Origin of the sequence: Xanthomonas sp. JAI131, from assembly GCF_013410075.1 — a bacterium.
Taxonomy (GTDB): Bacteria; Pseudomonadota; Gammaproteobacteria; order Xanthomonadales; family Xanthomonadaceae; genus Xanthomonas_A; species Xanthomonas_A bonasiae.
Window position 1 is genome coordinate 658388 of sequence record NZ_JACCCN010000003.1, and the last position, 22595, is coordinate 680982.

The 22595-nt window shown below is 68.6% G+C and carries 28 protein-coding genes and 1 pseudogene; 9 read left to right on the top strand and 20 right to left on the bottom strand.

What is annotated here, in order from left to right:
* Positions 1 to 103 precede the first annotated feature (103 nt).
* Entirely contained in the window at positions 104 to 619 is a 516-nt protein-coding gene (locus HDC36_RS15905) for a hypothetical protein (protein ID WP_241093113.1), read from the top strand.
* Between the two features lie 94 nt (positions 620 to 713).
* Here the strand turns inward: HDC36_RS15905 and HDC36_RS15910 are convergent, their stop codons facing one another.
* Both HDC36_RS15910 and speD read right to left on the bottom strand, forming a co-directional pair.
* Positions 714 to 1031: a multidrug efflux SMR transporter gene (locus HDC36_RS15910; RefSeq protein ID WP_003470247.1), complete on the bottom strand. Its 318-nt coding sequence runs from the start codon at positions 1029 to 1031 to the stop codon at positions 714 to 716.
* A 119-nt stretch (positions 1032 to 1150) separates the two neighbouring features.
* Positions 1151 to 1945 carry an adenosylmethionine decarboxylase gene (gene speD / locus HDC36_RS15915; protein WP_003476431.1) on the bottom strand — a complete coding sequence of 265 codons (795 nt, stop codon included), beginning with the start codon at positions 1943 to 1945 and terminating at the stop codon, positions 1151 to 1153.
* Positions 1946 to 2094: 149 nt separating this feature from the next.
* Between speD and crp the strand changes: the two genes are divergently transcribed.
* Positions 2095 to 2784, top strand: a complete 690-nt coding sequence (gene crp, locus HDC36_RS15920) for a cAMP-activated global transcriptional regulator CRP (RefSeq protein ID WP_046979198.1) — start codon at positions 2095 to 2097, stop codon at positions 2782 to 2784.
* 48 nt (positions 2785 to 2832) lie between these two features.
* Positions 2833 to 3591 (top strand): sulfite exporter TauE/SafE family protein, encoded by a 759-nt coding sequence (locus HDC36_RS15925; protein ID WP_179569155.1) that lies wholly within the window; start codon positions 2833 to 2835, stop codon positions 3589 to 3591.
* Positions 3592 to 3595: 4 nt separating this feature from the next.
* Here the strand turns inward: HDC36_RS15925 and HDC36_RS15930 are convergent, their stop codons facing one another.
* The 13 genes from HDC36_RS15930 to HDC36_RS15990 all read right to left on the bottom strand — a co-directional run bounded on the left by HDC36_RS15930 (position 3596) and on the right by HDC36_RS15990 (position 15082).
* A complete protein-coding gene (locus tag HDC36_RS15930) occupies positions 3596 to 4318 on the bottom strand; it encodes a haloacid dehalogenase-like hydrolase (protein WP_179569157.1) in 723 nt (240 codons plus the stop codon).
* A complete protein-coding gene (gene trpC, locus HDC36_RS15935; protein WP_179569159.1) occupies positions 4315 to 5112 on the bottom strand; it encodes an indole-3-glycerol phosphate synthase TrpC in 798 nt (265 codons plus the stop codon). The genes HDC36_RS15930 and trpC overlap by 4 nt, the downstream gene beginning before the upstream one ends.
* Before the next feature lie 269 nt (positions 5113 to 5381).
* Complete coding sequence (locus HDC36_RS15940; protein WP_179569161.1) at positions 5382 to 6197, bottom strand: hypothetical protein; 816 nt, start codon at positions 6195 to 6197, stop codon at positions 5382 to 5384.
* Between the two features lie 317 nt (positions 6198 to 6514).
* Positions 6515 to 7573: an anthranilate phosphoribosyltransferase gene (gene trpD, locus HDC36_RS15945; protein WP_179569163.1), complete on the bottom strand. Its 1059-nt coding sequence runs from the start codon at positions 7571 to 7573 to the stop codon at positions 6515 to 6517.
* A 16-nt stretch (positions 7574 to 7589) separates the two neighbouring features.
* Complete coding sequence (locus HDC36_RS15950) at positions 7590 to 7940, bottom strand: hypothetical protein (RefSeq protein ID WP_179569165.1); 351 nt, start codon at positions 7938 to 7940, stop codon at positions 7590 to 7592.
* Positions 7937 to 8521, bottom strand: a complete 585-nt coding sequence (locus HDC36_RS15955; protein WP_179569167.1) for an aminodeoxychorismate/anthranilate synthase component II — start codon at positions 8519 to 8521, stop codon at positions 7937 to 7939. Before HDC36_RS15955 ends, HDC36_RS15950 begins: the two co-directional genes overlap by 4 nt.
* 10 nt (positions 8522 to 8531) lie before the next feature.
* Positions 8532 to 9308 (bottom strand): SIMPL domain-containing protein, encoded by a 777-nt coding sequence (locus tag HDC36_RS15960; RefSeq protein ID WP_179569169.1) that lies wholly within the window; start codon positions 9306 to 9308, stop codon positions 8532 to 8534.
* 21 nt (positions 9309 to 9329) lie between these two features.
* The gene (locus HDC36_RS15965; RefSeq protein ID WP_179569171.1) at positions 9330 to 10400 is read right to left on the bottom strand and encodes an aminotransferase class I/II-fold pyridoxal phosphate-dependent enzyme; all 1071 of its coding nucleotides are present in this window, start codon (positions 10398 to 10400) and stop codon (positions 9330 to 9332) included.
* A 2-nt stretch (positions 10401 to 10402) separates the two neighbouring features.
* Complete coding sequence (gene trpE, locus HDC36_RS15970; protein ID WP_179569173.1) at positions 10403 to 11878, bottom strand: anthranilate synthase component I; 1476 nt, start codon at positions 11876 to 11878, stop codon at positions 10403 to 10405.
* A gap of 444 nt (positions 11879 to 12322) precedes the next feature.
* Positions 12323 to 13261, bottom strand: a complete 939-nt coding sequence (gene yegS / locus HDC36_RS15975; protein ID WP_179569175.1) for a lipid kinase YegS — start codon at positions 13259 to 13261, stop codon at positions 12323 to 12325.
* 325 nt (positions 13262 to 13586) lie between these two features.
* Positions 13587 to 14069 (bottom strand): GNAT family N-acetyltransferase, encoded by a 483-nt coding sequence (locus HDC36_RS15980; RefSeq protein WP_179569177.1) that lies wholly within the window; start codon positions 14067 to 14069, stop codon positions 13587 to 13589.
* A 1-nt stretch (position 14070) separates the two neighbouring features.
* Positions 14071 to 14739, bottom strand: coding sequence for a ribulose-phosphate 3-epimerase (gene rpe, locus HDC36_RS15985; RefSeq protein ID WP_179569179.1), 669 nt, complete (start codon positions 14737 to 14739; stop codon positions 14071 to 14073).
* A gap of 10 nt (positions 14740 to 14749) precedes the next feature.
* The gene (locus HDC36_RS15990) at positions 14750 to 15082 is read right to left on the bottom strand and encodes a DnaJ domain-containing protein (RefSeq protein WP_145704749.1); all 333 of its coding nucleotides are present in this window, start codon (positions 15080 to 15082) and stop codon (positions 14750 to 14752) included.
* A gap of 143 nt (positions 15083 to 15225) precedes the next feature.
* On the opposite strand from HDC36_RS15990, the gene HDC36_RS15995 reads away from it, so the two are divergent.
* The 4 genes and pseudogenes from HDC36_RS15995 to HDC36_RS23530 all read left to right on the top strand — a co-directional run.
* A complete protein-coding gene (locus HDC36_RS15995; protein WP_179569181.1) occupies positions 15226 to 16152 on the top strand; it encodes a phosphoribosylaminoimidazolesuccinocarboxamide synthase in 927 nt (308 codons plus the stop codon).
* Between the two features lie 252 nt (positions 16153 to 16404).
* Complete coding sequence (locus tag HDC36_RS16000; protein ID WP_255432764.1) at positions 16405 to 16887, top strand: hypothetical protein; 483 nt, start codon at positions 16405 to 16407, stop codon at positions 16885 to 16887.
* A gap of 256 nt (positions 16888 to 17143) precedes the next feature.
* Positions 17144 to 17539: a hypothetical protein gene (locus HDC36_RS16005; RefSeq protein WP_179569183.1), complete on the top strand. Its 396-nt coding sequence runs from the start codon at positions 17144 to 17146 to the stop codon at positions 17537 to 17539.
* Positions 17540 to 17678: 139 nt separating this feature from the next.
* Positions 17679 to 17954: pseudogene (locus tag HDC36_RS23530) on the top strand (lytic transglycosylase); the annotation flags it as partial.
* Here HDC36_RS23530 and HDC36_RS23535 read toward each other — a convergent pair.
* Positions 17910 to 18236 (bottom strand): hypothetical protein, encoded by a 327-nt coding sequence (locus HDC36_RS23535; protein WP_255432788.1) that lies wholly within the window; start codon positions 18234 to 18236, stop codon positions 17910 to 17912. The pseudogene HDC36_RS23530 and the gene HDC36_RS23535 sit on opposite strands and share 45 nt — an antisense overlap.
* A gap of 72 nt (positions 18237 to 18308) precedes the next feature.
* Here HDC36_RS23535 and HDC36_RS23540 point away from each other — a divergent pair, with 72 nt between their 5' ends.
* On the top strand, positions 18309 to 19346 hold the full coding sequence (locus HDC36_RS23540; RefSeq protein WP_255432785.1) for a peptidoglycan-binding protein: 1038 nt from the start codon (positions 18309 to 18311) through the stop codon (positions 19344 to 19346).
* Positions 19347 to 19450: 104 nt separating this feature from the next.
* On the opposite strand, the gene HDC36_RS16015 is transcribed toward HDC36_RS23540, so the two are convergent.
* Genes HDC36_RS16015 through HDC36_RS16030 form a run of 4 tightly spaced genes read right to left on the bottom strand, consistent with a single transcriptional unit; the run spans position 19451 to position 21900 of the window.
* Positions 19451 to 20707: an MFS transporter gene (locus HDC36_RS16015; protein WP_179569187.1), complete on the bottom strand. Its 1257-nt coding sequence runs from the start codon at positions 20705 to 20707 to the stop codon at positions 19451 to 19453.
* Complete coding sequence (locus HDC36_RS16020) at positions 20704 to 21003, bottom strand: 4Fe-4S dicluster domain-containing protein (protein ID WP_179569189.1); 300 nt, start codon at positions 21001 to 21003, stop codon at positions 20704 to 20706. The genes HDC36_RS16015 and HDC36_RS16020 overlap by 4 nt, the downstream gene beginning before the upstream one ends.
* Entirely contained in the window at positions 21000 to 21317 is a 318-nt protein-coding gene (locus HDC36_RS16025; protein ID WP_218848428.1) for a hypothetical protein, read from the bottom strand. The genes HDC36_RS16020 and HDC36_RS16025 overlap by 4 nt, the downstream gene beginning before the upstream one ends.
* A 4-nt stretch (positions 21318 to 21321) precedes the next feature.
* On the bottom strand, positions 21322 to 21900 hold the full coding sequence (locus HDC36_RS16030; protein WP_179569191.1) for a sigma-70 family RNA polymerase sigma factor: 579 nt from the start codon (positions 21898 to 21900) through the stop codon (positions 21322 to 21324).
* A gap of 195 nt (positions 21901 to 22095) precedes the next feature.
* Between HDC36_RS16030 and HDC36_RS16035 the strand changes: the two genes are divergently transcribed.
* Positions 22096 to 22578: an Mpo1-like protein gene (locus tag HDC36_RS16035; protein ID WP_179569193.1), complete on the top strand. Its 483-nt coding sequence runs from the start codon at positions 22096 to 22098 to the stop codon at positions 22576 to 22578.
* Positions 22579 to 22595: the final 17 nt, after the last annotated feature.

Consider the following 22595-nt stretch of genomic DNA (forward strand, 5'->3'; position numbering starts at 1 on the left):
GGCTTGCCCTGTTCCGGCGACCGGCGGTTCCATCCCGGCACCGCCCGTCTCCGCCGCAGCACTGCGCCGAGCCATGCCGCTCGCGCGCGCATTTTCGACCGACATGCCCGCACGCTCCATTCACATTGCCTCGCCACGGACCCGCTGGCTCTCGCGCCTGCTGTTCGCCAGCCTGTTCGCGCTCGGTGGCGGCGCATTGCTGTACCACCTGCTCGGCGACTACCGCCACGCCAGCGCGATCCTGTCCGACCACTCGGTGGCCACGGTGCCGGTGATCGCCGACGGCGCCTTCGGCGTGCATGCCGAGCCGTTGGTGCATTACCGCTTCCACTATGTCTTCGAGAGCAAGGGCCGACTGCACCGTGGCACGTTCGAGGCCAGCGGCGCCGAGGCCGCGCCGCTGCTGCTGGACGGCGCCACGGTGGAGATCGCCTACGCCAATGCCGACCCGTCGCGCTTCGGCCGCCTCGACCAGCTGCAGCACGCCGGCAACCTGGGCGGCGTGCTGACCCGCCTGGCGATCGCGCTGTCGATCGCCGCGCTGCTGGCCGCAGCCGCGCACCAGGTGCTGATCGGACGCGTGCTCGGCACGCGCCGCCGTCGTCCCGCCGTGGCCTGAGCGGTTTCGGACCGCGCGCGCCGCGCAGGCGCCGCTGCGCCAGCCCACGCGTTAGGGCATGGGCTTGCTTCTCAGGCGGCGAACCCGGCAGCGCTCAGGACTGGACCAGCTTCAGGCCGATCACCCCGGCCACGATCAGCCCGATGCAGGCCAGCCGCGCCGGCGAGGCGCTGTCGCCGAACAGCGCGATGCCCAGCGCCGCGGTGCCCAACGCGCCGATCCCGGTCCAGATCGCATACGCCGTGCCCAGCGGGATGTGCTTCAGCGCCTGGGTCAACAGCCACAGGCTGATGCCGGCGCCGGCCAGCGTGCCCAGCGTCGGCCACAACCGGGTGAAGCCTTCGCTGTACTTGAGTCCGAGCGCGAAGCCGATTTCGAACAGGCCGGCGAGCAGCAGGTAGATCCATGGCATTGTCTGTCTCCGTAGACAAATAAAAACAAAAACGGCCCGATGTCTGCACATCGGGCCGCCGTCGGCAGGGGTCGCAGCGCAAACGCCGCGGGGCGGGCCGTCCCGCCGAATGTGACGTGCTACTCGGCCAGATTGCGACCGTGGAACAGTTCCTCGATCTCGCGCTTGAGCAGCGCCTCGATCCGCATGCGCTCCTTGAACGAGAGGTTCTTGGCCTTTTCCTCGAACAGGTACTGGTCCAGATCGAAGTCCTTCAGGTGCATCTTGGTGTGGAAGATGTTCTCCTGATAGACGTTGACGTCGAACATCTCGTAACGCGCCTTGATGTTCTTGGCCAGGAAGTTCTGGATCGAATTGATCTTGTGGTCGATGTAGTGCTTCTTGCCCTTCACGTCGCGGGTGAAGCCACGGATGCGGTAATCCATGATCACGATGTCCGATTCCAGCCGCTCGATCAGGTAATTGAGCGCCTTCAGCGGCGAGATCACCCCGCAGGTGGCGACGTCGATGTCGGCGCGGAAGGTCGCGATGCCGTGCTGCGGGTGGGTTTCCGGGTAGGTATGGACGGTGATGTGGCTCTTGTCCATGTGCGCGACCACCGCGTCGGAGATGATCTCCTTGCCGGCCAGCTTCTTGTCGATCACCGGCTCTTCGGAGATCAGGATGGTCACCGAGGCGCCCTGCGGATCGTAGTCCTGGCGCGCGATGTTGAGGATGTTGGCGCCGATGATCTCGGCCACATCGGTGAGGATCTCGGTCAGTCGGTCGGCGTCGTACTGCTCGTCGATGTACTCGATGTAGCGCTGGCGCTCCTCTTCGGAAACCGCGTAGCAGACGTCGTAGATGTTGAAGCTCAACGCCTTGGTGAGGTTGTTGAAACCTTGCAGCCTCAGGCGAGGCAACGGCTTGACCACGGGCGTGAATCCTCTAAAAGATGGATGGGGTAGAAAGGGCAGCAATTATGGGCCAAACGCGCCCGTAGCGAAACGTGGGGATTGGCGCTCGTTTGCCGCAGACAACGCGTCCCGTTAAGCTTCGGGACTCACGTAGTAGCGAAGCCGCCATGAGTCCCGGAAACACCTCCACTGCAACACCTGTGCGCATCGCTCCAAGTCCTCTGACGTTGGACACCGCCACCATCGACCGCTTCCTGGCGCACAGCCATCGGCGTCGCTATCCGGCGCGGACCGACGTGTTCAGGCCCGGCGATCCGGCCGGCACCCTGTACTACGTCGTCAGCGGCTCGGTCAGCATCATCGCCGAGGAAGATGACGACCGCGAGCTGGTGCTGGGCTATTTCGGCAGCGGCGAGTTCGTCGGCGAGATGGGCCTGTTCATCGAATCGGACCAGCGCGAGGTGATCCTGCGCACCCGCACTCCATGCGAACTGGCCGAGATCAGCTACGAACGGCTGCACCAGCTGTTCCTGGGCTCGCTGTCGGCGGATGCGCCGCGGGTGCTGTACGCGATCGGCGTGCAGCTGTCCAAGCGCCTGCTCGACACCTCGCGCAAGGCCAGCCGTCTGGCATTCCTGGACGTCACCGACCGCATCGTGCGTACCCTGCACGACCTGGCGCAGGAGCCGGAGGCGATGAGCCACCCGCAGGGCATGCAGCTGCGCGTCTCGCGGCAGGAGCTGGCGCGGCTGGTCGGCTGCTCGCGCGAGATGGCCGGGCGGGTGCTGAAGAAGCTGCAGGTCGACGGCATCCTGCACGCCCGTGGCAAAACCGTGGTGCTGTACGGCGCGCGCTGAGCGCAAGGCCGCGACCGCGCGCCGCGCTAGCGGCGGCGGTCCACCGCGATGGTTCTGAGCGAGACCTTCTATTGGTTCGTGCTGGTCGGCCTGGCGGCGCAGCTGGTCGATGGCGCGCTGGGCATGGCCTTCGGCCTGGTGTCCTCGTCCGTGCTGCTGAGTATGGGCCTGCCGCCGGCGGCGGTCAGCGCCAGCGTGCACAGCGCCGAAGTCTTCACCACCGGCGCCTCGGGCCTGTCGCACCTGGCGCTGGGCAATGTCGACAAGCGCCTGTTCCTGCGCCTGGCGCTGCCGGGCATGGCCGGCGGCATCCTCGGCGCCTATGTACTGACCCAGCTGCCGGGCGATGTGATCCGCCCGTTCGTGCATCTGTATCTGCTCGGCCTGGCGGTGCTGATCCTGCTGCGCGCCGCCGGTCGTGCGCTGCCGCGGCAGCAGGTGCAGCGGGTGCCGCTGCTGGGCTTCGTCGCCGGCCTGCTCGACGCCAGCGGCGGCGGCGGCTGGGGGCCGGTGGCGACCTCGACCCTGCTGGCGCGCGGCGGCCAGGCGCGCACCACGATCGGCACGGTCAATGCCGCCGAATTCCTGGTGACGCTGTCGATCTCGCTGACCTTCCTGCTGACGATGGGCGTCCAGCACCTAGAAATCGTGCTCGGGCTGCTGGTCGGCGGCATGCTGGCCGCGCCGCTGGCGGCGGTGCTGGTCAAGCGGGTGCGCGAACGCTGGGTGCTGGTGGCGGTGGGCCTGCTGGTGCTCGGGATCAGCCTGTACCAGATCGGCAGCACGCTGCATCGCTGGTGGGCTTAGCCCGTTATTGCGGCGAGGCGTCGCCAGCGCGGTCGCGGCAACCCCAGTTCAGGATCGGCGTGCCGGAGGGCAGTTCGCGGCGGAAGCGGGCCACGGCCGAGGCCTTCGGATTGACCACCACCGGCACCGCGGCGGCGTGCAGCAGCGGCAGGTCGGCGGTGCTGTCGGAGTAGGCGGTGGCGATCTCGCCATAGCCGAGCTCGCGCAGCATGCGCATCTTCTCTTCGTTGTGGCAGTGGCGGGTGGCGGTGACCGCACCCAGCCGCGGGCCGATCAGGCTGCCGACCACCGGCACGTCCTGGTGGGCGACGAAGCCGAGGATGGCGCGCGCCAGTTCCGGCGGCGCGCCGGTGGCGACCACCACCCGGTCGCCGGCGGCGCGGTGCCGGGCGAACACCTCCAGCGCGTGCGGCAGCAGGCGCTGGCGGATTCGCGCCTCGTGCTGCAGCACGTACTGGTCGATCACCCGATTGAACTCGCGGGCGCGGTGCAGGCCGAAGCTGGCGATCCACACGTAGCCGGAGATGCCGGTGCGCCGGGTCGGCAGCATCGCCACCAGCGGCCCCAGCAGCGGCGTGGCCAGCAGCGCGGCGGCCAGGCGCACGGGGTTGCGCCGGATCAGCCAGGCGAACAGGTGGCTGCCCGAATCGCCGTCGTACAGCGTGTGGTCGAAATCGAACACCACCAGCGGCGCATCGGCGCGCGGCGCGGGATAGGCCTCGCTCATGGTTCGAAGAACAGCTGGCGCAGCGCCTCGCCGGGTTCCTCGGCGCGCATGAAGGCTTCGCCGACCAGGAACGCGTGCACGCCGGCCGCGCGCATCGTCGCCACGTCGGCCGGGCCGAGGATGCCGCTCTCGGTGACCAGCAGGCGATCGCGCGGCACCGCGTCCTGCATTGTCAGCGTGGTCTGCAGCGATACCTCGAAGGTGCGCAGGTTGCGGTTGTTGATGCCGATCAGCGGCACCGGCACCTGGATCGCGCGTTCCAGCTCGTCGATGTCGTGCACTTCGACCAGCACGTCCATGCCCAGCTGCAGCGCCAGCGCCGACAGTTCGGCCAGCTGCAGGTCGTCGAGCGCGGAGACGATCAGCAGGATGCAGTCGGCGCCGAGCGCGCGCGCCTCATAGACCTGGTACGGGTCGATGATGAAGTCCTTGCGCAGCACCGGCAGCGTGCACGCCTCGCGCGCCTGTTGCAGATAGCGGTCGTGACCCTGGAAGAAGTCCTCGTCGGTCAGCACCGACAGGCAGGCGGCGCCGCCGAATTCGTAGCTGACCGCGATGTCGGCCGGATGGAAGTCGGCGCGGATCACGCCCTTGGAAGGGCTGGCCTTCTTGACCTCGGCGATCACCGCGGGGTCGCCGGCGGCGATCGCGGCCTGCAGCGCACGCGCGAAACCGCGCACCGGCGGCGCCGCCTCGGCGCGCGCCATCAGCTCGGACAGCGGCACGCGCGCGCTGCGCGCGGCGATCTCTTCGGCCTTGCGGGCGAGGATGGTGCGGAGGATGTCGCTGCTCATAGGGCTTGGATCCTGGGGGACGGGCATTATCGGTCAAGATGGTGAAGGCCGGGGTCATGCGGCCGGATTGGGGATTGGGGATTCGGGACGCGGCCAGCAGCATGGGCATCGGCTTTCTGGGGCCGGCAAGCGCGAGCGGACAGCTGCCGCGCGGATGTATGTGCCTCTCCCGCGCCGGTTCGGTTGTGGCACCGCCTGCTGCCGTGGCACCGCGGCGACAGCCGCGCCGCATTCGCGGCCCACCGCAACCTGCGGCGCGGTCTGCGGCGTCAGTCCCTTTCCTCGCGTGCGTCGAGCTCCTCCCGGTCGGACAATTCGAAGTACAGCACCTCGGACCAGTTGGTGAGTCCCAGCGGCCGCTCGGTGGCGCCGGTGCGCGTGCTGTCGCAGTCGTCGTCGAAGCGCAGGCCGTGGAAGACATCGAGCGGCGGTGCGCCCTGTTCGACAGCCAGGCGGCGCAGCAGGCGCGCCGCCTCGTGGGTGTCGGCCGGCAAGGCCTCGAAGGCGGCGCCGACGGCGCGGCAGCGTTCGATCTCCTCCTCGACGCATGCGCGCAGTTCCGCTTCTTCGGCCGCCGACATCATGTCCAGCTCGACGGTCTCCAGCAGCAGGAACGCGTCGCGGTTCTCTTCCAGGAACGCGATCGTTTCGTCCAGCCAGCCCGGCAGGTGCTCGACCGTCGCAGGCGCGCGCACCGGCGCCTCGATCGGTGCCGATACCGGCGTCGCCGAGAACATCCGCGCGAGACGCCCCAGCCAGGACACCGGTGGTGGCGCGGCGATCGGCGCCGGAGCGGGCGGTGCGGCAGGCGCAGCCGTCGCCGCGATCACCTTCACGATCTCGGCGAAGCGCCTGACCCGCTCCAGGCCCGGCGCGAACGGACTGCTGATCGCATGCAGGCGCGGGGGCTGGTCTTCGTCTTCCTCTTCGTCTTCGCCCTCGTCTTCGCCCTCGTCGGCCTCCTGATCGGCGGCTTCAACGACATCCTCGTCGTTGTTCTCGTCATCGTCCTCGTCGTCATCCAGGCCTTCCGCCACGAGCGAGGCGCATAGCTGGGGATCGGCCGACATCAGCAGCCGGTACACGAACGGCACGTCGTATGCCCACTCCGAGAGGCTGGAAATGGTGTCGGGCCGGTCGTAGTAGGACGTCGGCCGGTTGCCGAGGCTGTAGAGATAGGATCGGTTGGCCATGCAAATCCTCGTGTCGGGGTGCGCCGCCGATGCGCAGCGGACAGCAGCTTATCGCGCCGGCCAGCGCACCGCCCTGCACCCGCATCGCCACCGGCACATTCGCTCATCCGCATGACGCGCGAACGACATGGCGCGCACCAAGCCTGCATTGCCGACGGCATGGATGGCCGCGGCGGCGACGCGGCGACCGTTTTGCCGCTCCGTCGCGTTCAGCCGGCAGCGGACGCCGCGTCCTGCAGACCCGCCAAGCGCCGCGTACACGCCACATACGCATCGAGCTTGGCGCGCGCGCGGCCGTCGGCGATCGCCGTGCGTGCCAAGCCGATGCCGGCGCCGATATCGGCCGCCACGCCGGCCACGTACAGCGCCGCGCCGGCGTTGAAGGCGACGATGTCCAGCGCCGGACCGGGCACGTTGTCGAGCACGCCGAGCAGCATCGCCATCGATTCGGCGGCATCGGCGACCTTGAGGTTGCGGCTGGCCGACATGGCGATGCCGAAATCCTCCGGATGCACTTCGTACTCGCGCACTTCGCCGTCGCGCAATTCGCCGACCAGGGTGCCGGCGCCGAGCGAGAGTTCGTCCATGCCGTCGCGCCCCCACACCACCAGCGCGCGCTCGGCGCCCAGCTCGTGCAGCACGCGCGCCTGGATGCCGACCAGATCGGGATGGAACACGCCCATCAGGATGTTCGGCGAACCGGCCGGATTGGTCAGCGGTCCGAGGATGTTGAAGATGGTGCGCACCCCCATCTCGCGCCGCACCGGCGCCACCACCTTCATCGCCGGGTGGTGCACCGGCGCATACATGAAGCCGATGCCGGTGGCGTCCAGGGCCTGCGCCACCTGCTCGGGCTGCAGCTCGATCGCCGCGCCCAGCGCTTCGAGCGCGTCGGCGCTGCCGGACTTGGAGGAGACGCTGCGGTTGCCGTGCTTGGCCACCTTGGCGCCGGCCGCGGCGGCCACGAACATCGCGCAGGTGGAGATGTTGAAGGTGTGCGAGCCGTCGCCGCCGGTGCCGACGATATCGACCATGTGGGTGCGGTCGGCGACCTCGACGGTGCGCGAGAACTCGCGCATCACCGCGGCCGCGCCGGCGATCTCGCCGATCGTCTCCTTCTTCACCCGCAGCCCGGTGAGGATCGCCGCGGTCATCATCGGCGACACTTCGCCGCGCATGATCTGCCGCATCAGCCCGACCATCTCGTCGTGGAAGATCTCGCGGTGCTCGATGGTGCGTTGCAGGGCTTGCTGGGGGGTCAGCGTCATGGCGGTTCCTGGACGTTCAAAGACTGGCGTGCTCGAGGATTTCCTGGCCCATCAGCACGCAGTCGCCTTCGCGCATCCGGTAATAGAGCAGGCGCATGCGGTACTCGCCCTTGTAGACGTAGCCCATCACTTCCAGGACGTCGAAGCGTTGCTTGGCATTGGCCGGATTGGCGATGGACGGCAGCGGCCGGGCCGGGCCCGGCACCTCCGCGCGCTCGTCGTTGCCGACATGGAAATTCAGCAGGCGCCGCGCCTGCGCCACGGCCTGGTCGGCGCACTGCATGGTCGAGGGCACCGCAGCGGCTCGGACCGGCGCCATGGCCAGGATGGCGCTGGCCGCCAACAACAACGACAGGTATCGGTTCATTGCGGACGCTCCAGAAAGTTACGCAGCAAGGCGTGGCCGTGCTCGGTGAGGATGGACTCGGGATGGAACTGCACGCCCTCGACCGGGAACTGGCGGTGGCGCAGGCCCATGATCTCTTCCATCGTGCCGTCTTCGTTTTCGGTCCAGGCGGTCACTTCCAGGCAGTCCGGCAGCGTGGTCTTCTCCACCACCAGCGAGTGGTAGCGGGTGGCCTCGTAGCGGTCCGGCAGGCCGGCGAACACGCCGCGGCCTTCGTGGCGGATGCGCGAGGTCTTGCCGTGCATGATGGTGCCGGCGCGCACCACCTGCCCGCCGTAGGCCTGGCCGATGCTCTGGTGGCCCAGGCACACGCCGAGGATCGGCGTGCGCTGGCCGAGCCGCTCGATCAGTTGCAGCGACACGCCGGCCTCGTTCGGCGTGCACGGGCCGGGCGAGATCACGATGCGCTCCGGCGCCAGCCGCTCGATCTCGTCCACGCTGAGCGCGTCGTTGCGCACCACCTTGACCTCGGCGCCGAGCGCCTGCAGGTACTGCACGAGGTTGTAGGTGAAGCTGTCGTAGTTGTCGAGCATCAGCAGCATGGCGGGGGACTCATTGCGCGATCAGGAAGACCGCATAGACGTTTTCGGAGAGGGTGAGGTTGCCGGCTTCGAGGGATTCGGCCACGCCGTCCGCGGCACGTGGTTCTGCAAAGTTGAACCCCGGCGCAGCAAGACTGCTTGTCACTTGCACGGCGATCCGCTCCGTCGGCCAGCGACCGGCCTGGATGCCGTAGGCGAAGTTCGGCGCCACTTCGGAGATGGTGTAGAGGCCACCCAGGCGCACGCCATAGGCCTTTGCCAGTGCCTGCGCCGAGGTGCGGGTCTGTTCGGCCGCCTGGCGCTTGAGTTCCGCACGCAGCGCGACCTCGCCGCTGTAGCGCGGCGTGATGCCCGACACCTGCAGCTCCTCGCTGGTGCGCAGCTTGCCGAGCAAGTCGCGCACCTCGCCCAGCGTGCCGAAGTCGGCGGACAGGGTGCGCTGCACACGGGTGCCGCTGAAGACTTGCTTGTTGTCTTCGTAGCGCTGCTCCGGCTGGATCGACAGCGTCGTCGCCTGCACGCTGTCGGCGAGCGCATGCTGCTGCTTGAATGCGACCAGCACGCTCGCCGCATTGGCCTGCACGCGCTTGCGCGCCGCACCCGGGTCGGCATCCACTGCACTCAGCGTGATCTTGACCCCGAAGCGATCCGGCACCACTTCGCGCTGCGCCTCGCCCTTGACCAGCAGGTGCGGCTGCGACGGCAGGCTGTTGACCTGCGCGCTGGCGAACGCCGGCAATGCCAGCAGCACCGCGATGACCCAGCAACCGATCGTGTTCGTTTTCATCCTTGCTCTCCTTGGCGAATGTCAGCCGGCCGCGCGTCGCGCGCCGGGGTACGAAAGCGCGGCGAAATCGCGGCACAGCGCGTCGACCGCATCGGCCCGCGTCGCCCACGAGGTCACGAAACGGATCACCCAGCGGCCGTCGGCCAGCGCCTGCCAGCGCTCGAAGTCGTAGCGCTGCGCCAAGGCCTCGACGGCGTCGGCCGGCAGCGTCACGAACAGCTGGTTGGTCGGCGAATCCGACGCGAACTGCGCGCCAGCCGCGGCCAGGCCTTCGCGCAGGCGCGCGGCCATGCGGTTGGCGTGCGCGGCCAGTTCGTAGAACAGGCCGTCCTCGAACAGCGCGGCGAACTGCGTGCCCAGCACCATGCCCTTGGCCAGCAGCGCGCCGCGCTGCTTGAGCAGGTAGCGGAAGTCCGACTGCAATGCCGGATTCACGATCACCAGCGCCTCGCCGAGCAGCGCGCCGTTCTTGGTGCCGCCGATATAGAACGCGTCGGTCAGCGCGGCGACATCGGCCAGGCTCAGGTCGTTGCCCTCGGCGGTCAATGCGCTGCCGATGCGCGCGCCGTCCAGGAACAGCCACAGCCCATGCGCGTCGCAGACGTCGCGCAAGGCCTGCAGCTCATGCTTGCGATAGATGGTGCCGAGCTCGGTGGTGTTGGACACGTACACCAACCGCGGCTGCACCATGTGTTCGTTGCCGTGCTCGGCCAGCAGCGGCGCGATCAGCGCCGGGCTCAGCCGGCCATCGGCCGCCGCCACCGTCAGGACCTTGTGCCCGGTGGCCTCGATCGCGCCGGTCTCGTGCGTGGCGATGTGCCCGCTGGCGGCGGCGATCACCGCCTGATGCGGACGCAGAAAGGCGCCGATCGCGGCAAGGTTGGTCTGCGTGCCGCCGACCAGCAGGTGCACGTCGGCGTGCGCGCAGGCGATCTCGCGGCGGATCAGCTGCGCCGCGCGTTCGCTGTGCCGGTCCAGGCCGTAGCCGCCGTTCTGCTCGGCGCTGGCCGCGGCCAATGCGGCGAGCAGGCGCGGATGCGCGCCTTCGCTGTAGTCGTTGCGGAAGCTGATCCGCGGGCTCGGCGCGGACACGCTCACAGCCCCTTCGCCGCCTCGGCCACCGCGCGGAACAGCGCGCGGCCCTTGTTCATGGTCTCGTCCCATTCCTTCTGCGGATCGGAGTCGTAGACGATGCCGGCGCCGGCCTGCACGTGCAGGCGGCCGTGCTTGATCACCGCGGTGCGGATCGCGATCGCGGTATCGGCATCGCCGTGCCAGCCCAGGTAGCCGATGCTGCCGGCATAGACGTTGCGCTTGATCGGTTCCAGTTCACGGATCACTTCCAGCGCGCGGATCTTCGGCGCGCCGCTGACGGTGCCGGCGGGGAACGTGGCGCGCAGCACGTCGGCGTAGCTGAGCCCGGGCAGCAGCGTGCCGGTGACTTCGCTGACGATGTGCATGACGTGGCTGTAGCGCTCGATCACGAAGCGTTCGCCGACCGCGACGGTGCCGGCCTGCGACACCCGGCCGGCATCGTTGCGGCCCAGGTCGATCAGCATCAGGTGCTCGGCGCGCTCCTTCGGATCGGCCAGCAGCTCCGCTTCCAGCGCCAGGTCCTCTTCCACGGTCTTGCCGCGCGGGCGGGTGCCGGCGATCGGGCGCACGGTGACCTGGCCGGCTTCCAGCCGCACCAGGATCTCCGGCGAGGAGCCGACCACCTGGGTGTCGCCGACGTCGAGGAAATACATGTACGGCGACGGGTTCAGCGCGCGCAGCGCGCGGTACACGTCCACCGGGCGCGCGCTGAACGGCACGCTCAGGCGCTGGCTCAGCACCACCTGGAAGATGTCGCCGGCGCGGATGTATTCCTTGGACTTCTCCACCGCGGCGATGAAGCCTTCGCGGGTGAAACCGGACACGAAGTCGCTTTCGTCGAGCACGTCGCGCGCCAGCGGTACCGGGTAGCCGGCGCCGGGCTGGCGCAGCGTGGCGGTCAGCGCGTCCAGCCGCGCCTGCGCCCGTTCCCAGGCGTCGGCCTCGCGCGGATCGGCGTGCACGATCAGGTACAGGCGGCCCTTGAGGTTGTCGAAGACCGCGACCTCTTCGGACAGCATCAGCAGGATGTCGGGCGTGTCGAGCTCGTTGCGCTTGTCGCCGCTGGCCAGGCGCGGTTCGATGTAGCCGATGCATTCGAAGCCGAACCAGCCGACCAGGCCACCGGTGAAGCCGGGCACGCCGTCGAGCTTGGGCACCGAATGCGCCGAGCGCAGCGCTTCGACCTCGGCGAACGGATCGGCGACCTCGCGGCGCTCGATCAGCTCGCCGTGATCGCGCACTTCCAGCGTATGCCCGCTGAAGGTGTACACGCGCCGTACCGGCAGGCCGATGATCGAATAGCGGCCGAAGCGTTCGCCGCCTTCGACCGATTCGAACAGGTAGGTATGCGGGGCGTCGGCGAGCTTGAGATAGACCGACAGCGGCGTGTCCAGGTCGGACAGCACTTCGCGGACAACGGGGATGCGGGTGTGGCCTTCAGCGGCGTAGCGCTGGAACAGCTCGCGGGTGATCAAGACGACTTTCCTTCCGGGACTCGGTGGCGGGGCGGACGACGGCTACAGGCCACCATCGCCACGCACGGCGAGCGGAAGTGAAGGAACGCTGGGTCGTCAGGCTGGACACGGCGGCTACTTTACCGCAACTGCGGCGACTGGCAACGGTTGCAGAAGGGACCATCGGCGCTGCGCTGCATGGGCTGTTGCAGCCTGGAAGCGAAAGCACTGCTTAGGCTGGATGCAGTCGGGACTGAAGTCCCTCCCACACTGCACCCGGCCGCCGCGCCGCAAGTCCCATTGCGGGAGCGACTGCAGCCTGGAAAGCGAAAGCACTGCCTGGGCTGGATGCAGTCGGGACCGAAGTCCCTCCCACAGCGCACCAGAACGCCGGTCGCGAGTCCTTGTAGGAGCGACTTCAGTCGCGACGCGGCACCCCGTCCAGGCCAGCGCCCGGCGCGGCCGCTACCCCGCCCGGCCGCGCAGCAACGCCGAATCGGCCGGCAGGTGCATGCGTAGGCGGCCGGCGACGCAATCGATGCGGAAGTGCCGCGAGGTCTCCGGTTCGCCGTCCAGGTTCAAGGTCAGCGGCATGGCCGCGTCGATGCGCACCCACGGCAGTTGCGCACGCACCGCGACCCGCTCCAGCGCGGCCTGCTTGCCGGACGTGACCAGCGTGCCCAGGGTCGCGGCGACTTCGCCGCTCATCTCCGGGACGATGGTCAGGTCGAGCAGGCCGTCGTCGAGCAACGCGTCCGGGCACAGCGCCTGGCCGCCGCCGGCCTGGCGTCCGTTGCCCAGGCCGAGCGCGATGAATTCGCCTTCCCAGGCGAAATCCGGCCCCTCGAACCGCGCCTGGATCGGATCGATCTGGCCCAGCTTGCCCATCCCGGTGATCAGGTAGGCCAGGCCGCCGAGCATCTTCTTCAGGCCCTCGTCGGTTTCCACCGTGACCTGGGTGCCGAAGCCGCCGCTGGCGACATTGGCGCACCAGTGCGGCCCGTGCTCGGCCTCGATGCGCAGCAGGTCGATGGCCACCGCCGGCGCCTGCGCGACCAGTTCCAGCGCCGCCAGCGGGGTGTCGGGAATGCCGGCGGCGGTGGCGAAATCGTTGGCCGTGCCCAACGGCACCAGGCCCAGCGCCGGCAGCGCCGCAGCCGCGGCGTCATGGTGCGCGAGGGCGCTGGCCACCTCGCTCAAGGTGCCGTCGCCGCCGGCGGCGACGATGCAGTCGGCGCCGTCGGCCACGGCCTCGGCCACGTAGCGCTCGGCGTCGCCCTCCTCCCAGGTCACCCGCACCTGCAGTCGGATGCCGCGCTCGCGCAGCGCGGACACGGCCTCGCGCAGCGGCTCGTCGCCCGCCGACTTGCCATTGAGGATCAGACGCCAGTGCGGTGCTGCCATGCGGACCTTCCCGAGATCAGGCCTGCAGCCTAGCCGGCGACGGATGCGGACATCGTGAATGCGCGGCGCGCCGGCGCGCGGGCGATGCCCGCCGTGCCCGGAGCGCGCCACGGTGAGACATCGGCCCTGGCCGGCCTGCCGCGATCGGTCGCTGGCCTAGCGCCCGGCACGCGGCGCGATGTCGGCCGCGCTGTCATACCTGCGTCACCGATCGCCCGGAACATGGAAGGCCATAGCAAGGACGACGGATGGAGGCAGGATCAGCCTCCGATTTCTCCCAGGGGCCGCACTGGCGACAGTGCGGTTCTTTCTTTTGCGCCGCCGCTCAGCCGGCCGCGAACCTGGCCAGCGCCTCGCCCTGCAGGCGGTACACGGTCCATTCGTCCTGTGCCTGCGCGCCGGCGGCCTGGTAAAAATCAATCGCCGGCTGGTTCCAGTCGAGCACCGACCATTCGAAGCGGCCGCAGCCCTCGGCCAGCGCCTGCCGGGCCAGGTGCCGCAGCAAGGCCTTGCCGGCGCCGCTGCCGCGGTGTTCCGGGGCCACGTACAGGTCTTCCAGGTACAGGCCGTTGCGGCCGAGCCAGGTCGAGTAGTTGTAGAAGTACACCGCGTAGCCGATCGGCTGCGCGTCGGCCTCGCAGATCAGCGCGTGCGCGGTGGCGCCGGGGCCGAACAGGCTGGCGCGCAGGCCGGCCTCGTCGGTCTGCACCGCGTCCTCGGCGCGCTCGTAGCGGGCCAGGTCGCGGATCAGGCGCAGGATCAGCGCCGCATCGTCGGCGGTGGCCGGGCGGATGTGCAGCGCGGCCATCTCAGCGCGCCGCCACCGCTGCCCGCATCTGCGCGATCACCGCGGCATAGTCGGGCGCGTTGAAGATGGCCGAGCCGGCGACGAAGGTGTCGGCGCCGGCGGCGGCGATCGCGGCGATGTTGTCGGGCTTGACCCCGCCGTCGATCTCCAGCCGGATCGGCTTGCCGCTGGCGTCGATCCGGGCGCGGATCGCGCGCAGCTTGTCCAGCGCCGACGGGATGAAGGCCTGCCCGCCGAAGCCCGGGTTGACCGACATCACCAGCACCAGGTCCAGGTCGTCGAGCACCCAGTCGAGGATGTCCACCGGCGTGGCCGGATTGAGCACCAGCCCGGCCTTGCAGCCGTGCGACTTGATCAGCTGGATGCTGCGGTGCACGTGGCGGCTGGCCTCGGGGTGGAAGCTGATGAGGCTGGCGCCGGCCTCGGCGAAGTCCGGGATCAGCCGATCCACCGGCTCGACCATCAGGTGCACGTCGATCGGCGCGGTGACGCCGTGCTTGCGCAGCGCCTGGCAGACCATCGGGCCGATGGTCAGGTTGGGCACGTAATGGTTGTCCATCACGTCGAAATGGATCCAGTCGGCGCCGGCCTCGAGGACGTTGTCCACTTCCTCGCCGAGGCGGGCGAAATCGGCGGACAGGATGGACGGGGAGATGATGCAGTCGGACATGGCGAAGGTCTCAGCGCTTGCGCAGGGTGCGGATACGGTCGTAGGCGGTGTTGAGCTGGCTGGCCTTCTTCTCGGCCCGCGCCCGCAGCTCCGGGCTGGCGCCGGCGACCTTGTCGGGGTGGTACTGGGAAATCAGCCGGCGATAGGCCAGTTCGATCTCGGCGTCGGTGGCGTCGCGGCGCACGCCCAGCTCGCGGTAGGGGTCGTCGCGCTGGCCGAGCTTGAACCAGTCAGCATCGAAGGCGTGCCCGACCAGCAGCCCGAGCACCGCGCCGAACACCGGATTGGGCCGGAACAGCAGCGCCCCGGCGATGGCGCCGAGCAGTTTTCCGTACCAGTGCATGGGCGAGGGCGGGCTCGGCGGACAAGGCCTCGCATTTTACGGCACAGCGGGGCTTTCCGGCCGTACACTACGCGGCCCGCTGTCGAGCCGCGGGCCCGCCGGGTCCCGGGACAGCCGCCATTGCGAAGTCCGTAGGAGTGCCTGTGTCCACCACGCTGTTGCAATCCGATCTGCCCGGCCTGCCGTTGCGTCACCGGGGCAAGGTCCGCGACGTATTCGATATCCCCCGCGAGCGCCTGCCTGCCGACGCCCCGCCCGGGGACTACCTGCTGATGGTCGCCACCGACCGCCTGTCCGCGTTCGACGTGGTGCTGCCCGACCCGATTCCCGGCAAGGGCGAGATGCTGTGCCAGGTCTCCAACTTCTGGTTCAAGAAGACCGAGCACCTGATGCCCAACCACCTGACCGGCATCGACGTGGCCGCGGTGCTGCCCGCCGGCGTGGACGCGGCGCTGTACGCGCGGCGCGCGGTGGTGACCAAGAAGCTCAAGCCGGTGCCGGTGGAGGCGATCGCCCGCGGCTACCTGATCGGCAGCGGCTGGAAGGACTACCAGCGCACCGGCAAGGTCAGCGGTATCGAGCTGCCCGACGGCCTGCGCCAGGCCGAGAAGCTGGCCGAACCGATCTTCACCCCCTCGACCAAGGCCGCGGTCGGCGACCACGACGAGAACATCGACTTCGACGCGATGGTCAAGACCGTCGGCGCCGAGCTGGCCGAGCGCGTACGCGACGCCACCCTGCGCATCTACCGCTTCGCCGCAGACTTCGCCGCCGAGCGCGGCATCCTGCTGGCCGACACCAAGTTCGAGTTCGGCACCGACGCCGACGGCCGCCTGTACATCATGGACGAGATGCTGACCCCGGATTCCTCGCGCTACTGGCCGGCCGACGAGTACCAAGTGGGCACCAGCCCGCCGAGCTACGACAAGCAGTTCGTGCGCGATTACCTGGAGACGCTGGACTGGGGCAAGACCGCGCCCGGCCCCAGCCTGCCGCAGGACGTGATCGACCGTACCCGCGCCAAGTACGCCGAGGCGCTGCAGCGGCTGGCGGGGATTTCGATCGACTGAGGCCGGCGATAGCCGCCGGGTGGAGGGGGGCGCGGGATTGCCCTCCTCTTTACCAATCTGCCGCTCGCGGATAAAGGCTTGCACCGGGTTCGCAGCCCATCTGGGCACGACCGCGAACGCCCGCGTGCCAAGGGCCAGCGGCGCTTCGAGCGCACCCCGCAACGCGATGGATTTCACCGACTTTTTACCCTTCTCTGACGAGACTCACCGTCTGCACGTGGTCATGCCATCCAACCAGATCAGGAGGATCCGTTGGTCATCGTACGCACTCTCTTCGCCACCCTTGGCCTGGCCCTGGCGCTCTCCGCCTGCAAGCCGCAGCAGGGCGACCCAACAGCCATCGCATCCCCTGCGCCCACGCCAGCAGTCGCGCCGGCACCGGCGGCGCCTGCCTGTCCGGATGCGGACTTCGATAGCTTCCTCAAGCGTTTCAGCGCCGACATCGCGGTGCAGGAAAAGGCCACGGCTGATCCGCTGACGATGATCCGGCTCGATCCGGAGGCCCAACCCGAGCCGAAGCCGGTGACCAGCGCCGTCCCGCTACACGATGTCGAGTGGCCGGTGATTCCGAACTTGGAGGCGGCCCGCAACGGTGGCCGCGAGGTCACCGTCTCCGAGGAAGCCGACGGCCGCCGGGTGCTGGTGCGCACGGCGGACACCGGCGACCAGCAGGTCTACCACTTCGCCCAGCGCCCGTGCTGGACGCTGGTGAAGGTGGACGACCAATCCTTGTGAGCCTATCCGCCGTCCCTGACGGTTTCGTGCTGAACGGTTTCGTACGACGTCTCCCGCGCGGAGACGACATTGAGGCGATCCGATGCGAAGTTCCATCTCCATCCTGCTTGCCCTTGGTTTGACTCCCTGGCTCGGGCTCGCCGCATGCGGTGCCAGGCCTGACGCCGCAGACCGAATCGCCGAGGCACCGCCAGCGGCGCCCTCACGTTCGCCCTCCCCTGCTTCGACGCCATCGGCCATACAAGGACAGACCGGCATGATCAAGGAATGCCCCGGCGCACGCCTGCACCTGACCACCGTCCCTTCCCAGAGTCAGGCTCCCACCGTGACGCGTGTGGAGCTGGAGCGTGGCGGACAACGCCAGACGCTGGCGCCACCTCCTGAGATGGCGGACTACACCGCGGTGGGCCTGGGCTGCGCACAAGACAAGACAGGAACTGATTATTTCGTCGTCCAGTACGGCGAACTGCCCTACGGTTGCGAGTTTTGCGAATGGTTCTTCCTCTACGACACGCAGGGACGGCTGCTGAATCACGCCACGCCGCCATTGCGCGAACAGGACCACCAGCAAAGCCCGAACAACGACGAGTACGAAGGCAAGCTTGAAGAGCTGGGGCTGAAGCACCCGGAACTGATGCCCTTCCAGCCCTGAGCCAAGGATGTCCATGCGCCGCCGATGGCGGCACGTGGCCGATGCAGTACGCAGTACATGGAGCAGCACCCCTCGCAAGGAAGAATCTGTCTCATAGAAAGGAACGCACGATATGACCGACGACACGATCTACACCGACATGGTGCAACCGCGCGGCAACGCCTACCGCAGCGACCAACTCAAACCCTGGAGCCACTATCGCGAACCCATCGACAGCGAAGATGGCCGACTTCATGGCGAATCCCGCCGCTGGGGCGACGCCAGCCCGCAAACCCAGTCCAGGGTGATAGATAGCCTGATAGACGCCTCCCACGATGCCGGACTTTCAGCGCGAGAAACCGCTTACGTGCTTGCAATCGCCCGGGTCGAATCAGGCTTCAATCCCGATGCGGCGGCGGGGACCACATCGGCTTCTGGCCTGGGCCAGTTCATCGATCGCACCGGCGCCCATTACGGCATTAACGGGACCAATCGTTTCGATGTGCAGACACAGTCGCAGGCGCTGGTGCAGCACTTCGTCGAAAACCGCAATCTCGCGCATAGCCGTGGCCAGGGCGAGGACTACATTTACAAATACCACCACGACGGCCCCACCCAAAACCATGGCGGCCTTGCCCTGTCCCGACGCGAAATCACGCCCTACCTGGAGCGCTACGAGCAGTTCGTGGAGCAGCACCGCGCCCAGACGCAGGGACACGCGCCAAACCAGCCGGCGGCAACGGCGCCGCCAAGCGAATCGCGCACTTCCCGCAGCGATTTCCAACAGACCATGGAACGCATGCTACCCGGCCAAGGTGGTACCGATGCGCACATTACCGGCCACTACGGCGAGCACCGCGGCAGCCGCGGCGCGCACGGCGGCACCGACTTCAACTACGAAGGCGGGCAAGCCGGACTCAACAAGCAGCACCCAACGGTGCATGCGCCGATCGCCGGCACGGTGACCTTCTCCGGCGGCCAGTACGGCACGGTGAAGATCCTCGATGCGCAGGGCAATTCGCACGAGATCCTGCACCTGGACTCGCGTTCGGTGCGCCAGGGCCAGACGGTGAACGCCGGCGATCCGATCGGCACGATGGGCGGACGCGGTCCCGAAGGGCCCAACCAGTACGCCCAGCACGTGCACTACCAGATCAAGGGCCCGAACGGGGCCACGATCAGCCCGGAAACCTGGTGGAACCAGGGCCGCCAGGTCGAGGCCGGCGAGCGTGGCCAGCACCATGCCGCGACCGGGACGCTGGTCCACGGCGACCACAACGAGGGCGTCCGCACGCTGCAGCAGCAACTCAACCAGCTTGGCGTGCGCGATGCGCACGGGAAGCCGCTGACCGAAGACGGTCGCTTCGGCGACAACACGCGCGACGCGGTACGCACCTACCAGCAGACGCATGGGTTGCTGGTCGACGGCAAGGCCGGGACGCAGACGCTGGGCAGCCTGCGCGAACAACTGCGCGCTCCGCAGGAGCAGGCACAGGCGCCACAGCGCCAGACGCCTGCCGAGGCCGATCCACTGGTCAAGGCGGTACGCGAGCGCATGCCGGAAGGCACCACGCCCGAGGTCGCCGCCAATGTGGCGCTGCAGGCCAAGCAGAGCGGCATCGACAGCGCCGACAAGCTGCGCAGCATCACTGTACAGGACGACAAGGCCTACGTGCTCGGCACCACGCCCGGTTTCCGCGCGGTGGTGGACCTGCAACAGCCTGCGCCGCCGCTGGAGCAGACCAATGCGCGGTTGCTGGCCAGCCATGCGGCGCAACAGCAGAACGTGCAGGAAGAGCAGCAACGGATCGTGCAGGGCGGGCGCTGACGCCTGTCGCTTCCGCGCTGCCGGCGCTCGCGTGCGACAGCACGCGCGCCGGCAGCGTGCAGGTACTCGGCGTGACGCGCGGCGCGTCCGCCGCGCCGCGCGCTTCAACCTGCCGCAGTGCCCTGCAGGGCCGGCTCGCGCGGCATGCTCCGTTGCAGGCCGCGTAGCAGGACCCAGGCCACCAGGGACACGGCGACGACCACGTAGCCCACCACCGGGAAGTGCTGCAGCTTGCCGTCGGCCCCCATGGTGACGATGTGCCCGGCGATCAGCGATGCCAGGCCGCCGGACAGTTGCTGCACGGAGGCACCGATCGCGTTGAACGCCCCGCGCTGCTGCAGCGCCGGTACCGAGGCGGCCAGTGCCTGGTACGGAATCATGCGCGAGAAGATCGCGGCGAACAGCAGCACATTGACCACGATCAGCACCGGCAGCGAGACCCGGCCAAGATGGGTGTAGATCAGCACCATGAGGATGCTGAGCGCGGTGCCGAAGGTGAACACACGCAAGGTGCCGAAGCTGTCGGTCGCCCTGCCGATCAACGGGCCGAACACGATGGCGCAGACCCCGGTGATCAGATAGATGGTGGGCAGACTGTGCAGGTCGATGCCGAGATTGCCGACGAGGTACGCACTGCCGAACGGCATCAGCATGAAGCCGCCGGTGCTCAGCAGCGCGGTCGTCGCGAACGCCAATTGGTAGCGCGGCACGGCGAGGGTGCGCAGCAGATGCCGCCATGCGCCGTGTTCGCGCGGCGCCTGCAGATGTCCGGCGACCGGTTGCAGCTTCCACGCCACGACCAGGCCGGCGGCCAGGCCGAGCGCGGCCATCGCCAGGAATGGCGCATGCCAGTCCCAGCGGTTGGACAGGTACAGGCCGATCGGAATCCCCAGCACCTGGCTGGCGGCGAAGGCGGTCTGGATCAATCCCATCACCCGGCCACGCAGCTGCGCGGGGAACAGGTCGGTGGCGATGGCCAGCACCACCGAGCCGATCACGCCGCCGAACAGCCCGGTGACGATGCGCGCCAGCAACAGGCTGTGGAAGCTCTGCGCCAAGCCGCACCACGCGGTGCCGACCACGAAACCGGTGTAGAAGAACAGCAGGATCTTCTTGCGATCGAACCTGTCGGCAAAACCTGCCGTCAGCAAGCCCGACGCCGCGGCGCTGAACGCGTACGCGGACACGACCAGGCCGAATTGGGTCGGGCCGATGCGCAGCGCGGGCATGATGGTGGCACCCAGCGGCGACATCAGCATGAAATCGAGGATGACCGCGAACTGCAGGAACGCCAGCATGCCCGCCACCACTTTCTGGTAGGCGGTGAAGCCGGATGGGACGACGGCGGCGTCGGCGCTCATGGCTGCGGCATCCGGCGGCGCAGGCTGATGGCATGTTCCGGGCACGCAGCGACGCACAGGCCGCAGCCGAGGCAGGCGTCGGCCTTGGGCGTATACGCCACGCGCATGCCATGCACGCGCAGCTTGAACCGGGGCCGCCATCCAAGCTCCGCATCGATGCGCCGCAGTTCGAATACCTGCTCCGGGCACACCTGCACGCAATCGCCCTTGCCCTCGCAGCGCGCCAGTTCGACGATCGGCGCCACCGTCCCGGGCGGCTGCCTGCAGACGGTCAGCGCACTATCAAGAGGCGTCATTGGCGTTCGCCCCGGTGCCGGCGGCGGTGCATGGCGTGCCTGAACTGCTCGCGCTCTTCCGGCGTCATCGCCTGCCATTTCTCCCAGTGGCGGTGTCTGTGCCAGCCACCGTGCCCGCGGAATCCGCCGAACAGGATGCGGCTGAGCACCAGCAATCCCAGCGCATGCGGATAGTCGATCGGGTGTGCGCCACTCACCGCGAACGGCACGACCGCATTCCACAGCAGCATGACCACCGCGCCGAGGACGGCCAACGCCGCCAGCACGAACACCGCCTTGCCCAGATATCTCGCTTTGAATGCCATCTCGTTCACTCCTTCAGGATTCGAGTTCGTCGTAAGCCGTTTGCAGGCGCGCGCGCAGGTACAGCACGGCGTAGCGCTTGCGTGCCAGCAAGGTGTTGATCGCGATGCCGCTGTCGGCCGCCATCTGCTTGAAACTGCGGCCTTCGAATTCGTGGGCCACGAACACCTCGCTCTGGCTCTGCGGCAGCTCGTCGAGCGCCTGCTGCAAGGCCAACAGCAGGCGCGCGCGCGCATACGCCGCGTCCGGTCCGCCGCCGGGCGCCGGCAGCGCCAGATCCAGGCGCAGCGTGTCGTCGTCGGCGTCCTCGCCGGCGTCGTCGCGGTACTCCTGCAGCGGCTGCGCGTTGCGTTTGCGGAAGCGGTCGATGATGCGGTTGCGCGCCACCTGGAACAGCCAGGCGCTGGCCTGCTCGATCGGCGCGGGAAGCCTGTAGGCCTGCACGAACTCGGACAGCACGTCCTGCAGGATGTCCTCGGCCTCGGCGCGGTCGAGCACGCGGCGGCGGATGAAGTTGCCGAGCCTGGAGCGCTCGCGCAGGACCGTCGCGGCGATGGCGCGGTCGGTCTCGGGCGCTGGGTTCGTTGGGCTCATGCTGTTGCAGACGTGGCAGCGCGGCCGATATTGTGGCCGGCGCCGGTTTTTTTCGCGCGTGCCGCAAGCCGTCGCAAAACGGACCCGGCCGCAGGCGCCGGCGCCCGCTGCGAGAGGTGCGCCGGCTTGTGCCGCCCGCTGTCTCCGCGTCGCTGCCTGGATGGCGCTATGCTGGCCCGATTCCTGGGAGGGAAGATGGATACCACCGCCTACGCGCGCCCGATCGACCGCTATTTCGCCAGCTATTCCGACGATCACCGCAATGCCGCCAACCAGCGCATCCATGTGCTGGCGGTGCCGGCGATCCTGTGGTCGGTGGTGGCGCTGCTGTGGTGCATCCCGGTCGGCGGCAGCTGGTTCCAGAGCGGGCTGTGGGCGGCACTGGGCATGTTCGCGGCGTGGATGTTCTACAACCGGCTGTCGCGGCAGCTGGGCTACGGCATGCTGGCCACCTTCTTCTTCTGCGGCTGCCTGTGCCGGCTGCTGGAGGCGCGCCTGGGCCTGCACGGCCTGCTGTGGCTGGCCATCGGCGTGTTCGTGGTGGCCTGGATCGCGCAGTTCGTCGGGCACAAGCTGGAAGGCCACAAGCCCAGCTTCCTCACCGACCTGGTGTACCTGCTGATCGGGCCGGCCTGGGTGCTGGCCAAGCTCTATCGGCGCATGGACTGGCGCTACTGAACCTGGCGCCGGGCCTG

What these genes read in the sequence shown, in the direction of transcription:
- HDC36_RS15905 (WP_241093113.1), top strand. Translation starts at nt 104, where the DNA reads ATGCCCGCACGCTCCATTCACATTGCCTCGCCACGGACCCGCTGGCTC.
- HDC36_RS15910 (WP_003470247.1), bottom strand. Translation starts at nt 1,031, where the DNA reads ATGCCATGGATCTACCTGCTGCTCGCCGGCCTGTTCGAAATCGGCTTC.
- crp (WP_046979198.1), top strand. Translation starts at nt 2,095, where the DNA reads ATGAGTCCCGGAAACACCTCCACTGCAACACCTGTGCGCATCGCTCCA.
- HDC36_RS15925 (WP_179569155.1), top strand. Translation starts at nt 2,833, where the DNA reads ATGGTTCTGAGCGAGACCTTCTATTGGTTCGTGCTGGTCGGCCTGGCG.
- HDC36_RS15930 (WP_179569157.1), bottom strand. Translation starts at nt 4,318, where the DNA reads ATGAGCGAGGCCTATCCCGCGCCGCGCGCCGATGCGCCGCTGGTGGTG.
- trpC (WP_179569159.1), bottom strand. Translation starts at nt 5,112, where the DNA reads ATGAGCAGCGACATCCTCCGCACCATCCTCGCCCGCAAGGCCGAAGAG.
- trpD (WP_179569163.1), bottom strand. Translation starts at nt 7,573, where the DNA reads ATGACGCTGACCCCCCAGCAAGCCCTGCAACGCACCATCGAGCACCGC.
- HDC36_RS15950 (WP_179569165.1), bottom strand. Translation starts at nt 7,940, where the DNA reads ATGAACCGATACCTGTCGTTGTTGTTGGCGGCCAGCGCCATCCTGGCC.
- HDC36_RS15955 (WP_179569167.1), bottom strand. Translation starts at nt 8,521, where the DNA reads ATGCTGCTGATGCTCGACAACTACGACAGCTTCACCTACAACCTCGTG.
- HDC36_RS15960 (WP_179569169.1), bottom strand. Translation starts at nt 9,308, where the DNA reads ATGAAAACGAACACGATCGGTTGCTGGGTCATCGCGGTGCTGCTGGCA.
- yegS (WP_179569175.1), bottom strand. Translation starts at nt 13,261, where the DNA reads ATGGCAGCACCGCACTGGCGTCTGATCCTCAATGGCAAGTCGGCGGGC.
- HDC36_RS15980 (WP_179569177.1), bottom strand. Translation starts at nt 14,069, where the DNA reads ATGGCCGCGCTGCACATCCGCCCGGCCACCGCCGACGATGCGGCGCTG.
- rpe (WP_179569179.1), bottom strand. Translation starts at nt 14,739, where the DNA reads ATGTCCGACTGCATCATCTCCCCGTCCATCCTGTCCGCCGATTTCGCC.
- HDC36_RS15990 (WP_145704749.1), bottom strand. Translation starts at nt 15,082, where the DNA reads ATGCACTGGTACGGAAAACTGCTCGGCGCCATCGCCGGGGCGCTGCTG.
- HDC36_RS16005 (WP_179569183.1), top strand. Translation starts at nt 17,144, where the DNA reads ATGATCAAGGAATGCCCCGGCGCACGCCTGCACCTGACCACCGTCCCT.
- HDC36_RS23540 (WP_255432785.1), top strand. Translation starts at nt 18,309, where the DNA reads ATGGAACGCATGCTACCCGGCCAAGGTGGTACCGATGCGCACATTACC.
- HDC36_RS16015 (WP_179569187.1), bottom strand. Translation starts at nt 20,707, where the DNA reads ATGAGCGCCGACGCCGCCGTCGTCCCATCCGGCTTCACCGCCTACCAG.
- HDC36_RS16020 (WP_179569189.1), bottom strand. Translation starts at nt 21,003, where the DNA reads ATGACGCCTCTTGATAGTGCGCTGACCGTCTGCAGGCAGCCGCCCGGG.
- HDC36_RS16030 (WP_179569191.1), bottom strand. Translation starts at nt 21,900, where the DNA reads ATGAGCCCAACGAACCCAGCGCCCGAGACCGACCGCGCCATCGCCGCG.
- HDC36_RS16035 (WP_179569193.1), top strand. Translation starts at nt 22,096, where the DNA reads ATGGATACCACCGCCTACGCGCGCCCGATCGACCGCTATTTCGCCAGC.